General features: G+C 38.2%; 14 protein-coding genes. 4 read left to right on the top strand and 10 right to left on the bottom strand.

The window, feature by feature from the left end; translation table 11 throughout:
- Window positions 1-20 precede the first annotated feature (20 nt).
- On the top strand, window positions 21-683 hold the full coding sequence (locus HV560_RS07145) for an NAD(P)H-dependent oxidoreductase (RefSeq protein WP_176812525.1): 663 nt from the start codon (window positions 21-23) through the stop codon (window positions 681-683).
- 48 nt (window positions 684-731) lie between these two features.
- On the opposite strand, the gene HV560_RS07140 is transcribed toward HV560_RS07145, so the two are convergent.
- The 8 genes from HV560_RS07140 to HV560_RS07105 form a co-directional block, all read right to left on the bottom strand.
- Window positions 732-2,057, bottom strand: coding sequence for an L-cystine transporter (locus HV560_RS07140; protein ID WP_176808364.1), 1,326 nt, complete (start codon window positions 2,055-2,057; stop codon window positions 732-734).
- A gap of 96 nt (window positions 2,058-2,153) precedes the next feature.
- A complete protein-coding gene (locus HV560_RS07135) occupies window positions 2,154-2,909 on the bottom strand; it encodes a Zn-ribbon-containing protein (protein WP_176812524.1) in 756 nt (251 codons plus the stop codon).
- Window positions 2,909-3,814 (bottom strand): cation diffusion facilitator family transporter, encoded by a 906-nt coding sequence (locus HV560_RS07130; protein ID WP_176808362.1) that lies wholly within the window; start codon window positions 3,812-3,814, stop codon window positions 2,909-2,911. Before HV560_RS07130 ends, HV560_RS07135 begins: the two co-directional genes overlap by 1 nt.
- Window positions 3,811-4,386: an ABC transporter ATPase gene (locus tag HV560_RS07125; protein ID WP_176812523.1), complete on the bottom strand. Its 576-nt coding sequence runs from the start codon at window positions 4,384-4,386 to the stop codon at window positions 3,811-3,813. Before HV560_RS07125 ends, HV560_RS07130 begins: the two co-directional genes overlap by 4 nt.
- Complete coding sequence (gene yaaA, locus HV560_RS07120) at window positions 4,383-5,156, bottom strand: peroxide stress protein YaaA (protein WP_176812522.1); 774 nt, start codon at window positions 5,154-5,156, stop codon at window positions 4,383-4,385. The genes HV560_RS07125 and yaaA overlap by 4 nt, the downstream gene beginning before the upstream one ends.
- Window positions 5,157-5,165: 9 nt before the next feature.
- Entirely contained in the window at window positions 5,166-5,615 is a 450-nt protein-coding gene (gene nrdR / locus HV560_RS07115) for a transcriptional regulator NrdR (protein WP_159629764.1), read from the bottom strand.
- Entirely contained in the window at window positions 5,615-5,917 is a 303-nt protein-coding gene (locus HV560_RS07110) for a YcgL domain-containing protein (RefSeq protein ID WP_371739898.1), read from the bottom strand. The genes nrdR and HV560_RS07110 overlap by 1 nt, the downstream gene beginning before the upstream one ends.
- Window positions 5,901-7,364, bottom strand: a complete 1,464-nt coding sequence (locus tag HV560_RS07105) for a replicative DNA helicase (protein ID WP_159629760.1) — start codon at window positions 7,362-7,364, stop codon at window positions 5,901-5,903. Before HV560_RS07105 ends, HV560_RS07110 begins: the two co-directional genes overlap by 17 nt.
- 246 nt (window positions 7,365-7,610) lie before the next feature.
- On the opposite strand from HV560_RS07105, the gene HV560_RS07100 reads away from it, so the two are divergent.
- The 3 genes from HV560_RS07100 (at window position 7,611) to HV560_RS07090 (ending at window position 10,240) form a co-directional block, all read left to right on the top strand.
- Window positions 7,611-8,291 carry a TIGR00153 family protein gene (locus HV560_RS07100; protein ID WP_176808358.1) on the top strand — a complete coding sequence of 227 codons (681 nt, stop codon included), beginning with the start codon at window positions 7,611-7,613 and terminating at the stop codon, window positions 8,289-8,291.
- A gap of 9 nt (window positions 8,292-8,300) precedes the next feature.
- A complete protein-coding gene (locus tag HV560_RS07095; protein WP_176808357.1) occupies window positions 8,301-9,566 on the top strand; it encodes an inorganic phosphate transporter in 1,266 nt (421 codons plus the stop codon).
- A 98-nt stretch (window positions 9,567-9,664) separates the two neighbouring features.
- Entirely contained in the window at window positions 9,665-10,240 is a 576-nt protein-coding gene (locus tag HV560_RS07090) for a TIGR04211 family SH3 domain-containing protein (RefSeq protein WP_238348746.1), read from the top strand.
- A gap of 48 nt (window positions 10,241-10,288) precedes the next feature.
- On the opposite strand, the gene aroA is transcribed toward HV560_RS07090, so the two are convergent.
- Complete coding sequence (aroA, locus tag HV560_RS07085) at window positions 10,289-11,587, bottom strand: 3-phosphoshikimate 1-carboxyvinyltransferase (protein WP_176812520.1); 1,299 nt, start codon at window positions 11,585-11,587, stop codon at window positions 10,289-10,291.
- A 44-nt stretch (window positions 11,588-11,631) separates the two neighbouring features.
- Entirely contained in the window at window positions 11,632-12,726 is a 1,095-nt protein-coding gene (gene hisC, locus HV560_RS07080) for a histidinol-phosphate transaminase (protein WP_176812519.1), read from the bottom strand.
- Window positions 12,727-12,786 lie beyond the last annotated feature (60 nt).

The raw sequence follows: 12,786 nt of genomic DNA, 5'->3' as shown, positions 1-12,786 counted from the left end.
AGCTAACAAAGGAAAAAGCGATGTTCAATATTAGCAAACAACAGATCTTAGAAGCATTTAACTTCCGTGCGGCTTGTCGTCATTACGATCCTGTTCGAAAAATCAGTACCGACGATATGAATTACATTTTAGAATTGGGTCGTCTTTCGCCAAGTTCGGTTGGCTCTGAGCCGTGGAAGTTTTTAGTGCTACAAAACCCTGAAATTCGTAGCAAAATCGCCCCGTTTTCTTGGGGAATTAAACACTCAATGGAAGAGATGAGCCATTTAGTGGTCATTCTTGCTAAAAAAAATGTTCGCTATGATTCTCAATATTTAAGAGATTCACTTATCAAACGAGGTTTAAGTGATGAACAAATTGAGGCTTCGGTTGCTCGCTATAAAAGTTTTCAAGAAGAAGATATGAAAATTTTAGACAGTGAACGAACCTTATTTGATTGGAGTACGAAGCAAACTTATATCGCATTGGGTAATATGATGACGGGTGCAGCCTTAATTGGCATTGATTCCTGCCCGATTGAAGGTTTCCATTATGAGAAAGTAAATCAAATTTTAGCTGATGAAGGGCTGTTTGATCTCAATGAGTATGGCATTTCGTGTATGGTTACCTTTGGTTACCGTAACAAAGATATTAAGAAAAAATCGCGTAAACCTGCTGAAGAAGTGATCGAATGGGTTGAATAATTATTGAGTTGAAAAAACGGGCGAATTAATCGCCCATTTTTATAGCATTTATTCAGATTTAATCCATTTATTCGTGATGCTACCCGCAACCATAGCACCATTTACATTTAATGCCGTACGCCCCATATCAATAAGTGGCTCAACTGAAATCAATAAGCCAACCAACTCAATAGGTAAGTTTAAGGTAGATAACACCACAATTGCCGCAAATGTGGCACCACCGCCAACGCCTGCAATACCAAATGACGAAATAGCCACGACTAAAATCAGCGTTAAAATATAGTTTAAGCTAAATGGGTCAACACCAACTGTGGGTGCAATCATCACGGCTAACATCGCAGGATAAATCCCTGCACAACCATTTTGCCCAATTGTCGCACCGAATGTTGCCGAAAAATTAGCAATGACGGAATGATTCCCTAATTTATTAGTTTGCGTTTCAATGTTCAGTGGAATCGTTGCTGCACTTGAGCGAGAAGTAAAAGCAAAACTCAAGGTTGGTAATACTTTTTTGTAATAATCAAGCGGATTTACTTTTACAACAAAAAGTAAAATACCGTGTACAACAAACATCAACAAGATTGCAATATAAGATGCAACAATAAAACGACCTAAGTTTAGGATATCGCTCCATTGCGAAGTTGCTGCCATTTTAATCATCAATCCAAATACACCGTAAGGGGTTAAACGAATAACAAAGTGGACTAAACGCATTACTAATTTATTTAAAGTTTCGACCCCTTGTGCGATACGGCTGCCTAAATCCCTATCTTCTTTGCCTAAACTTAATGCCGCAAAACCGAGTAACCCAGAGAAAATGACTGTACTGATAATAGAGGTTGGATTTGCTCCTGTTAATTCTAAAAATGGATTTCTTGGAATAAAAGAAAGTAACATTGCTGGCACAGATAAATTGCTCACTTGCTCAGCTCGACCCACAACGCGTTCTTGTGCAGCAATTTCACGAGTACCTGCCACTAATCCTTCAGCTGAAAGATCAAAAAGATAAACTAACGCAATACCGATAACCGCAGAAATGGCTGTAGTGACTAACAATACCGACAACACATAAAAGCTGATTTTGCCTAAAGTACTAGCCTCTTTTAAGCGTGTCATTGCAGATAAGATAGAAACAAATACCAATGGCATCACAATCATCTGCAATAAGCGTACATAACCATTACCAATTAGATTGACCCACGCTAAGGTTTCATCAATAATAGGCTTCTCGTAAAAAGTTTGCAAAATTACACCGCTTGTAAGCCCTAATACTAAACCAATAAATACCGTTTTCCCTAACTTTTGCGTAGATTGATAAATTCTTGCCAATAAAAACAAAATAGCGACAAAAACCGCTAAATTAAACACAAACATACAGCCTCCAAAACAACAGATAATAAAAAATGCTGCAAGGTTATTACGCTTACAGCATTCATTCAAGATGATTTATTGCCTTTAAATAACTAAAAGTTATAACAACTCCCAACTGAGATTAGAAATTAGCCGACAACGCTCACATTTAAAATAGAAAATATCGTGCAGTGGAGAAGATAATCTCCAGTCCCCATTACAAGCAGGACATTTTCGATCACGTTCTTCTACTTCATCAGCTCCCAAACGGTATAGATAGTAGAAAGTTGGAATCTGCGTTTTCTCTTCTAGTTGTTTACACAACGCTAAGCCCTCAATCGCTAATTCACTTTTATTATCCGAGATTTGTCTTAATGCGTTTTCTTCTAAAATAACACCTTTCATTTGTAATAGATCACAAGCCTGCCAATTTTGTTGCCAATTTAATAATGCTTCGCTCAGTTCTTGATCTTTTAAACAGTAAAGAGGAATCGGTGCAAATTGCTCGCCATCATAAAGTGGCGAACAAGTATCTAAATAGGTGGTATATAAAATTTGGAATTTCGGCTGCTTATTATTACTCGTTTCTTCACCTTGATAATCTCGCCCCATTATTTCAAAACCAGTAAAATTTATACCATATTCGACCGCTTGTAATAGTGCTTGATTCACTTCATCACTATTATTTTTAGCCAATAAACTCTCTTGCTCGGGTGTACAAACTCTTACTTGAAACTCATTTTGGTGAAAAGTAATCGGCATTTCTCTGCCAATCACCTGCCCATTATATAGCCATTGATTTAAAACTTGGCTAATTAATGTAACAGGATCTTGCTCAAAATGTTGGTAACTGAAATGAGCGATAATTTGATACATTAAATATTCTCTGCCATATCTTGAAATTCTTGCTTAACCACCGTTGTTGGCTCTTGATGAATAATCACTTTTGACATTGGAAAAGCATTAAGCAATTTCTGCTCAAGACTGTCTGTAATTTCGTGAGCGACTAAAAGCGTTAAATGATCATCTAATTCCAAATGCAGCTGGATAAACCGAACAGCCCCAGCACGGCGAGTTTGAATATCGTGAATGCCTAAAATATTCGGATGGTGCAACGCTATTTCTTTAATTCGCTCAATTTCTTCGTTAGGCAATGATTTATCCAGTAAGATTTGCACCGCATCCCAAAACATTTTTACTGCATTAAAGGCAATATAAAAGGCAATACCAATCGCAAAAATCGCATCAGCATAGATAAAACCTGCCCCATTAAATAACATTGCCACTAAAATTGCCGCATTCATAAATAAATCTGTTTGATAGTGCAAGGAATCCGCTTCAATCGCGGGGCTTTGTGTAACAGAAACAACGTATCGCTGATAAAATACTAAAATTGCAGTAACTATTATTGAGATAATGCTTACCACAACCCCAATATTTGATTGGCTAATTAATTCAGGATTAGTTAATTTATGAAAACCTTGCAACAGCAAAAAAACCGCTGATCCAGAAATAAAGGCACTTTGAGCGAGCGCTGCTAAAGATTCCGCCTTACCGTGCCCAAAAGTGTGGTTATCATCTGCAGGCTGCAACGCAAAACGTAACACTAAAATATTGGTTAGAGAGGCAAAGAGATCCACCACAGAGTCAGTCATTGCCGCCAAAATAGAAATTGAGCCTGTTTTCCACCAAGCAAATGCTTTAATAATAATGAGCGAAATAGCAACAATAATCGCAAAATTTGCTGCCAGCTTCACTAATTTGTCATAATTTTCTTTCATTTTCTACATCCTACTAACCACACAAATTGGTTGAATTCAAGGGTAAGTTCGGCGATTGCATCGTTGTAAGCGGTCAGATTTTTTGATTTTTTTGCAATTTCCGATTTATTTAACGATCTCTTATCTGAAAACTGCATCTGCCCATAGCCACAATCTAAATTACGTCCGCGTGTTACTTCTAACATCACATTATGAAAGCGTTCTGTTGGTGGATAAATTACGCTACTTTGCAGTTCATTTTGCTCAATCTTAAACGTGGAAACTACATCTTTCTGCTTAGCAAAACTAGATTGACGAAAAGTCGCTCGTTGTTCCAACGTCTGATTTTTGCTGTTTTTATCTAGAAAAAACAAAATACCTTTTTCCCATTGTGCCGTATTTTTCTCTCCAGCTTCAGGCAAGTAAAGTAAATGCTGCATTTCATCTAGCTGATTTACCGTCACTTTAACGTAAGTTTGCCCTTGAAAATCCACTTTTTCTGGCACAGAAAAGGGATCTCGTTGGCTCACGCAACCGACTATCATCAATGTAGAAGCAAATAACATTCCTCTTCTAAATAAACGCTCAATCATTGCTCTTCTCGCTTGAAAATAAATTCTGTTGCGGTTGAGCTTTCTTCATCAAACCAATAACCACCATAATTAAACTGCTTAAGCATTTCAATTTCAGTTGGCTGCTTTTCTAACATAAAACGAACCATCATTCCTCTTGCTTTTTTTGCATAGAAGCTAATTACTTTATATTTGCCGTTTTTTTCATCTAAAAAGATAGGCTTGACGATAGTCGCATTCAAATGCTGCGGTTTAACCGCTCCATAATATTCATCTGATGCAAGATTAACTAAAATATGATCACCTTGTTCATTAATCGCTTTTTGCAAATGTTCCGTAATCGTATTTCCCCAAAATGCGTAAAGATCTTTACCTTTTGCGTTGCGTAGTTTCGTCCCCATTTCTAAGCGATAAGGTTGCATTAAATCTAAGGGTTTTAATAATCCGTATAAGCCTGAAAGTATACGCAAATGATTTTGAGCGTATTCTATTTGTTCTTTGGTTAAATTTTCTGCATCTAAACCGGTATAAACATCGCCTTTAAACGCAAAAATCGCTGCTTTGGCATTGTCTTGATTATGCTCAATTTGCCATTTTGCAAAGCGAGCGACATTGAGCCCCGCTAGCTTATCGCTAATTGACATTAAACTCCCGACTTCAGCAGGCGAAAGCTGTTTGCAAGTATCAATCAACGCTTGGCTACAAGCGGTCAAATTTGGCTGAGAAAATGCAAAACCATCTACTTTTGTTTCAAAATCAAGGGTTTTCGCTGGTGAAATAATTGCTAACATACTTATCCTTTATTCTTTTAGTTTCTCTATTTCTTTCGTAAATTCTTCAATATCGCTAAAGCTCAAATAAATAGAGGCAAAACGGATATAGGCAACTTTATCTAACTGTTTTAGCACATTCATTGCAAGAGTGCCAATATGGCGACTCGGTACTTCTCGCTCCCCCATAGCTTGTAACTGAATAATCATTTGACTAATCGCTTTTTCAACATCATCAGTACTCACGGGGCGTTTATTTAACGCACGTCTTAAGCCCACTCTGAGTTTTTCCGCATCAAATGGCTCTCGATTACCATTATTTTTAATGACATAAGGCACAACTAATTCCGCCGATTCAAAAGTAGTAAAGCGTTCTTTACACCCTACGCACTCACGACGACGGCGAATTTGGTAGCCATTTGCAGCTAATCGTGAGTCAACTACCTTAGTTTCTTCCATTGAGCAAAATGGACAACGCATTATTTCTTCCCTTTATGTTGTGCAAGAAAAGCGTGGTGCAGATTTTCAGGCGGAGGTGGCATTTGCAAATAGTAGCCTTGCTCTGCTAATTTTTGCAGAACCTCTTCATTTTTAGCTCGAACGAGAGGCTTGTCGCCCATTAAGTTAAACATCATCACAAATTCAGGCTTGCCAAACATTTGGCGTAACGTTTCTGGTACCTGTTCAAATTGATTTCGCTTCTCTACATATAAATACATTTCTTCTTTTATTTTGCTTTTGTAAATCGCACAAAGCGTCATTGGCTTAGTATTCATCGTCATAATGTCCACCACTATAATTATCAAATCGGGAATATTGCCCCTGAAACGTTAATCTCACACGCCCAATTGGGCCATTACGCTGTTTACCAATAATAATTTCAGCAATGCCCTTGAGATCGGAATTATCGTTATATACTTCATCACGATAAATAAACATAATTAAGTCTGCATCTTGCTCAATAGAACCAGACTCACGTAAATCAGAGTTGACAGGGCGTTTGTCTGCACGTTGTTCTAAGCTACGGTTTAACTGAGAAAGTGCCACTACAGGTACTTCTAACTCTTTGGCTAAGGCTTTTAATGAGCGAGAAATTTCTGCGATTTCAAGAGTTCGGTTTTCAGAAAAACCTGGGGCTCGCATTAACTGCAAATAATCCACCATAATCAAGCTCAAGCCACCATTTTCACGATAAATACGTCTGGCTCTAGAGCGAAGCTCTGTGGGTGTTAAGCCTGAACTATCATCAATATAGATATTATTCCGCTCCTGTAAAATGGCCATTGTGCTGGAAATTTTCGCCGTGTCTTCATCATCTGAAATTTGCCCAGTTCGGATCTTAGTTTGATCCACCCGAGAAAGTGACGCCAACATACGCATCATAATTTGGTCTGCTGGCATTTCAAGGCTGAAAATTAACACTGGTTTTGCTGGTTTTTTCTTCGGATTGCCATTTTCATCTAAGTCATCTTTGTCTTCAATATCCAGTAATGACGCATTTTCACACAGATTCATCGCAAAGGTAGTTTTCCCCATTGAAGGGCGTGCTGCCACAATAATCAAATCAGATGGCTGTAAACCTGCTGTTTTTTTATTCAGATCGGTAAAGCCTGTTGAAACGCCAGTTATCCCGCCATTATGGCGATTTTTAGATAGCATATCCATTCTTGCGAGCGTTTTTAATAAAATATCATCAATACGTTGCGGACCTTCATTTGCATTGTGGCGTTTTTCCGCAATTTCAAATACAATTCGCTCGGCTTCATCCAACACTTCTTTAGACGTTCGCCCTTTGGTTTTATAACCCATTTCCGCAATTTTATTTCCCGCACTGATCACGCTTCTTAAATCAGAACGATCACGTACGATATTCGCATAAGCAAGAATATTAGCGGCACTTGGCGTATTTTTTGAAATTTCGGCAAGATAAGCAAAGCCTCCTACATCTTGTAACACGCCCTTATCTTTTAACGCTTGGTCTAGGGTAATAATATCAACGGGCTTATTTGCTCGCACCAAATCCGCCATTTGCTCAAAAATAATACGATGTGCGTAGTTATAAAAGTCGTGCGGTTGCAGACGCTCTGCAACGTTATCCCAATGCTCGTTACTCAGCATAATACCGCCAAGCACTGCCTGTTCTGCCTCAATAGAGTGGGGGGAAATACTGATTTGCTCGACTTGTTTATCGTTCATTTTTCCACGGGATGTTCCGTTATATTCTGCCATTTTTATCTCTTATTAATGATCTTTTTGACTGTCTATAGTTTATCGGAATTTGAATTAAATTGAAATTTGCATTTTCCAGAAAGAACTACAAGCGATTGGATTTATTCAAAATGTTACAAAATTCTCACAAAACTCAACCGCTTGTTCAAAAAACAGGCTTTATATCGTGATCTTTATGAATACATCAAGTAAAATACGCAGGACTTTTTAGAGTCCTTGTAAATATTATCATTATGGAGATATTCTATGGCATTGAATAACATTTTAGGTTTATTCGCCCAGTCCCCACTTAAACCGCTGCAAAAACACTCCAATAAAGTGACAGAATGTAGCGAGTTATTAGAACCTTTTTTTGAAGCTACTTTTGTACATAATTGGGAAAAAGCAGCAGAAGTGCGAGGTCAAATAGTTGATTTAGAACGCCGAGCAGACTCTTTAAAACGTGAAATTCGCTTAAAACTCCCTCGTGGCTTATTTATGCCTCTCGAAAGAACAGACTTATTAGAGTTAGTTACACAGCTAGACAAACTGGCAAACTACTCAAGAGATATTTCTGGCCGTATCATTGGACGTCAATTAGTCATTCCTACTGAAATGCAACCGCTTTTCAAAAAATTCCTTTCTCGTAGCATTGACGCTAGTCGTCAAGTTAGCAAGGTATTAGATGAAATGGATCAATTGTTAGAAACTGGCTTTAGAGGCAGAGAGCTTGATTTCGTCAATAAAATGATCCTTGAACTTGACCAAATTGAAGATGATACAGATCAATATCAAATCACATTACGTCATACACTATTATCATTAGAAAAAACACTTAACCCAATTGATGTTATGTTCTTATATAAATGTATCGAACGTATTAGTGTTTTAGCCGATCAAGCCCAACGAATCGGTTCTCGAATTGAATTGATGTTAGCTAAATCATAGGAAGTTACAATGGAACTGATTAATAACTACGGGTTTATTATCGTCGTCATTACCGCTATTTTTGGCTTTATTATGGCCTTTGGTATAGGTGCTAATGACGTCGCAAATGCAATGGGGACTGCTGTCGGTTCTCGTACTATTACCGCCAAACAAGCTATCTATATTGCATTAGTTTTTGAATTTTTTGGTGCTTATCTTGCAGGTGGAGAAGTCGCGGAGACTATTAAAAGCGGTATCATTTCTACTGATGCTTTTATAGGGCATCCTGACATACTTATTCTCGGTATGATGTCAGCACTCTTTGCAGCGGGTATCTGGTTAGTAGTTGCCTCACAAAAAGGTTGGCCAGTTTCAACGACACACTCTATTATTGGGGCAATTGTTGGTTTTGCAGTAATTTCAGTTGGAATGGAAGCAGTGCAATGGTCTCAATTTAGCGGTATTGTAGGTAGCTGGTTTATTACTCCATTTATTGCAGGGATTGTTGCCTATTTCATCTTTACCTCTACACAAAAGATGATTTTTGATACTGAAGCCCCAATGAAAAATGCAGAGAAGTATGCTCCTTATTATACTGCTCTAACCGTCTTTATTATTTGTATCGTTACGTTAGAAAAAGGGCTTAAACACGTTGGTTTAAATTTAACTGGCTTACAAACTGCCATTCTTTCAGCAACAATTGCTGTAATTTGTGCGGTTATTTGCGTTTTTTATCTTCGTAGTAATGTATTTAAAACGAGTCTAAAAGATAGCTCTGCATTCAGCGGCGTAGAAAAAGTATTTAGTATTTTAATGCTAATTACGGCTTGTGCAATGGCTTTTGCACATGGTTCAAATGACGTTGCTAACGCCATCGGACCTTTAGCGGCGGTAGTATCTATCGTTGATCATGGCGGTATAATTGAAGGAAAGACTATCATGGCTCCTTGGGTTCTACCATTAGGTGCTGTGGGTATCGCCATTGGTCTTGCCGTAATGGGGCATAAAGTAATGGGAACTATCGGTACAGGCATTACAGACTTAACGCCAAGTCGTGGTTTTGCCGCACAATTTGCTTGTTCAATTACAGTTGTCATTGCCTCAGGTACGGGGCTTCCAATTTCGACAACTCAAACTCTTGTAGGTGCTGTAATTGGTGTTGCCTTTGCACGAGGTATTGCCGCACTTAATCTTGACGTCATTCGCAATATTATTGCGTCTTGGGTCATCACACTACCAGCAGGTGCATTACTTGCGATTGTGATTTACCATATTTTGAGTGTAATTTTTATTTAATTCACTTACTATTCTTAGGGGTGATTCTGTTTACCCCTTCGCCACTTTAGATTGCAGGGAGGGTTATGAAAAAAATCGTTTATTTGCTCGCAGGGCTTATGTGCTGTACAGCTTTACCTACACTGGCTCAAACGCAATATATTAGCGAAAATCTTAGTACCTATATGCGTAAAGGTGCAGGAGATAATTTTAGAATTTCTGGTGCGATCCAAGCAGGCGAGAAGGTAAAAGTATTAGATAAAAAAGAACGTTATAGCTTAATTAGAGATGCTAGAAATCGTGAGGGATGGGTTTTAAACTCAGATTTAAGCAATACAGCCAGTCCGAAAGAGCGCATTCCACAATTAAATCAGCAAGTGCAAGATTTGGCTAATCGCTTAAGTAAAATTGATGCTGAGTGGCAACAACGTACTGCAGAAATGCAGAGAAGAACACAAGATGCTATACAAAAAAGCAGCGCTTTAGTGGCTGAAAATTCACAACTAAAGCGTGAGCTAGAAATCTTAAAAAATAAAAATCGTGATTTAGAAACGATGCACGATTCTGAAAAACGTGAAATTGTGATTCAATGGTTCATTTACGGCGGTACCGTATTAGGTGCAGGATTATTACTTGGCTTAATTGTGCCATTACTGATTCCTCGCCGAAAACGTAATAACGGCGGCTGGCTATAGCATATAACCTAAAAAAGGATTTAGCTTTAAGCTAAATCCTTTTTAGTTTTATCTTACCGATAATTTTTCAAACTCAGTAAAATAGGTTGGGAATGTCTTCGCTGTACAATTTGGATCTAAAATCGTTACTGGCGTATCCGATAATGCGATAAGTGAAAAACACATCGCCATTCGATGATCGTTATAGGTTTCAATGTCTGCGTGTTGGAATTTATCTAACACAAGTGGTTGAATACGGATAAAATCTTTCCCTTCTTCAACTTCTGCGCCAATTTTACGTAGTTCAGTTGCCATTGCAGTTAAACGGTCTGTTTCTTTTACTCGCCAATTATAGATATTACGAATAACAGTTTCCCCTTCCGCAAAAAGGGCTGCTGTAGCAATCGTCATTGCGGCATCGGGAATGTGATTCATATCCATATCAACACCTTTTAATGGCATCTGCTCTGCTTGAATGAAATCGTCTCCCCAAGTAATTTTTGCTCCCATTTTCTCTAACACATCAGCAAACAAGCGGTCACCTTGTATTGATTTTTTACCAATACCCGTTACTTTTACATTGCCTTTAATTGCTCCCGCTGCCAAAAAGTAAGAAGCCGATGAGGCATCGCCTTCCACCAAGTAATTGCCTTTTGGTGCAATATAGCGTTGATTTCCTTTCACTAAAAACGTTTTGTAATCACGATTTTCAATGCTTACACCAAAATCACTCATCATCGCAAGAGTAATATCGATATAAGGTTTTGATACTAGATCGCCAATAATCTCAATTTCCATATCATTTTCCGCCAATGGGGCTGACATTAACAATGCGGTTAGAAATTGGCTAGATATAGAACCATCAATTTGTACTTTTCCGCCGTTTAAACCACTATTTGTAATGGCAAGCGGAGGATAGCCCTCATTTTCTAAATATTGCACGTTCGCACCGACTTGACGTAACGCATCCACTAAATGCTGTATTGGACGCTCTTTCATTCGAGGTTCGCCAGTTAAAATAATCTGAGCATTGCTTTCTCCCTTTAAACACAGTGCAGCTGCTAAGGGACGCATAGCTGTGCCTGCATTGCCTAAAAAGAGAGACAAGCCATTCTGAGCCTGAAAAGCACCGCCAATCCCTTCTACTACACAAATAGTTTTATCTGCGGATAATTCATACTGCACGCCTAGCGCTTTTAAGGCATTAAGCATATGGCGGATATCATCGCTATCTAATAAGTTGGTAACCCGTGTTGTACCTTTAGCGAGGGCTGCGAGTAACAATGCACGGTTAGAAAGGCTTTTTGAGCCTGGTAAATTAATTTCCCCTTCTACACGGGAAATGGGGGCTAGAGTTAGTTTTTCCATTTGTTCATTTAATTTGTAAAATTTTGATAAAAAAAGACCGCTTGTTAAGCTAAAATTTTCAATAATGCAGCAAAGAATCTATCATTTTCTTCAGGCAATCCAATACTCACACGCAAATGATTCGGCATTCCGTAACCTGCAATTGGGCGAACAATCACACCTTCACGCAATAGTGCATCATAAATAGGTACCGCAGGGCATTTAAAGTCAATCGTAATAAAATTGCCTTTAGAAGGGATATATTCCAATCTATTTGCCTGACAAAACGCCTCATAACGAGCCATTTCCAAGCGGTTATTTTTTGCCACTTTTTGCACAAACGCATCATCATTCATGACTGCAATCGCTGAGGCTAACGCAAGGCTATTACAATTAAACGGTTGGCGAACACGGTTCAATAAATCAGCAATTTCAGAATTTGATACGGCATAACCAATACGAAGGCCCGCCAACCCATAGGCTTTAGAAAGTGAGCGAGAAACAATTAAATTTGGATATTTAGCTAATAAGCCAAAAGAATCAACCCGTTCTCCCACTTCAGTAAATTCAGTGTAAGCCTCATCTAAGACGACAATTACATTATTCGGCACTTTTACTAAAAAGGCTTCTATTTCAGCTTGAGTTAAGAAATTTCCTGTTGGATTATTTGGGTTTGCAATAAAAATAAGCTTGGTTTTTTCATTGATTGCGGCTAAAAAACCATCTAAATGATGTCCCCAATTTTTTGCAGGAATTTCACGCGCGATTGCATTAATCGCTTTTGTAACAAGGGGATAAACAATAAAGGCATATTGTGAATAAATAATCTCATCTTTATCGTTTGCAAAAGTATGAGCAAAAAGCTCTAATAAATCATTTGAGCCATTACCTAAGGTAATTTGATTTGGGTGTAAATTGAACTTTTTAGCAATCGTTGATTTGAGTTCAAAACCATTTGAATCAGGGTAACGAGTGAGGTGTTCAAACTGGCTAATAATTGCTTGTTTCGCACTCTCAGGAAAACCAAATGGATTTTCATTTGAAGCAAGTTTAATAATATTTTGAATACCTAATTCACGCTCCAACTCTTCGATAGGCTTGCCCGCTTGATAAGGCGAAAGCGATTTCACTCCCTCATTAGCGATCTTGAAAAATTGCATAATAACCTCTGTTTTTCTTATTAACATACAAAATGATTTTAGTGGAGAAAGCACCTTTTT

Source organism: Mannheimia pernigra, from assembly GCF_013377995.1.
GTDB classification, from domain to species: Bacteria; Pseudomonadota; Gammaproteobacteria; order Enterobacterales; family Pasteurellaceae; genus Mannheimia; species Mannheimia pernigra.
This window is presented reverse-complemented; position numbering and strand designations above follow the sequence as displayed.

Coding starts and splice junctions, on each gene's coding strand:
- HV560_RS07145 (WP_176812525.1), top strand. CDS start 21: ATGTTCAATATTAGCAAACAACAGATCTTAGAAGCATTTAACTTCCGT.
- HV560_RS07140 (WP_176808364.1), bottom strand. CDS start 2,057: ATGTTTGTGTTTAATTTAGCGGTTTTTGTCGCTATTTTGTTTTTATTG.
- HV560_RS07135 (WP_176812524.1), bottom strand. CDS start 2,909: ATGTATCAAATTATCGCTCATTTCAGTTACCAACATTTTGAGCAAGAT.
- HV560_RS07130 (WP_176808362.1), bottom strand. CDS start 3,814: ATGAAAGAAAATTATGACAAATTAGTGAAGCTGGCAGCAAATTTTGCG.
- HV560_RS07125 (WP_176812523.1), bottom strand. CDS start 4,386: ATGATTGAGCGTTTATTTAGAAGAGGAATGTTATTTGCTTCTACATTG.
- yaaA (WP_176812522.1), bottom strand. CDS start 5,156: ATGTTAGCAATTATTTCACCAGCGAAAACCCTTGATTTTGAAACAAAA.
- nrdR (WP_159629764.1), bottom strand. CDS start 5,615: ATGCGTTGTCCATTTTGCTCAATGGAAGAAACTAAGGTAGTTGACTCA.
- HV560_RS07110 (WP_371739898.1), bottom strand. CDS start 5,917: ATGACGATGAATACTAAGCCAATGACGCTTTGTGCGATTTACAAAAGC.
- HV560_RS07105 (WP_159629760.1), bottom strand. CDS start 7,364: ATGGCAGAATATAACGGAACATCCCGTGGAAAAATGAACGATAAACAA.
- HV560_RS07100 (WP_176808358.1), top strand. CDS start 7,611: ATGGCATTGAATAACATTTTAGGTTTATTCGCCCAGTCCCCACTTAAA.
- HV560_RS07095 (WP_176808357.1), top strand. CDS start 8,301: ATGGAACTGATTAATAACTACGGGTTTATTATCGTCGTCATTACCGCT.
- HV560_RS07090 (WP_238348746.1), top strand. CDS start 9,665: ATGTGCTGTACAGCTTTACCTACACTGGCTCAAACGCAATATATTAGC.
- aroA (WP_176812520.1), bottom strand. CDS start 11,587: ATGGAAAAACTAACTCTAGCCCCCATTTCCCGTGTAGAAGGGGAAATT.
- hisC (WP_176812519.1), bottom strand. CDS start 12,726: ATGCAATTTTTCAAGATCGCTAATGAGGGAGTGAAATCGCTTTCGCCT.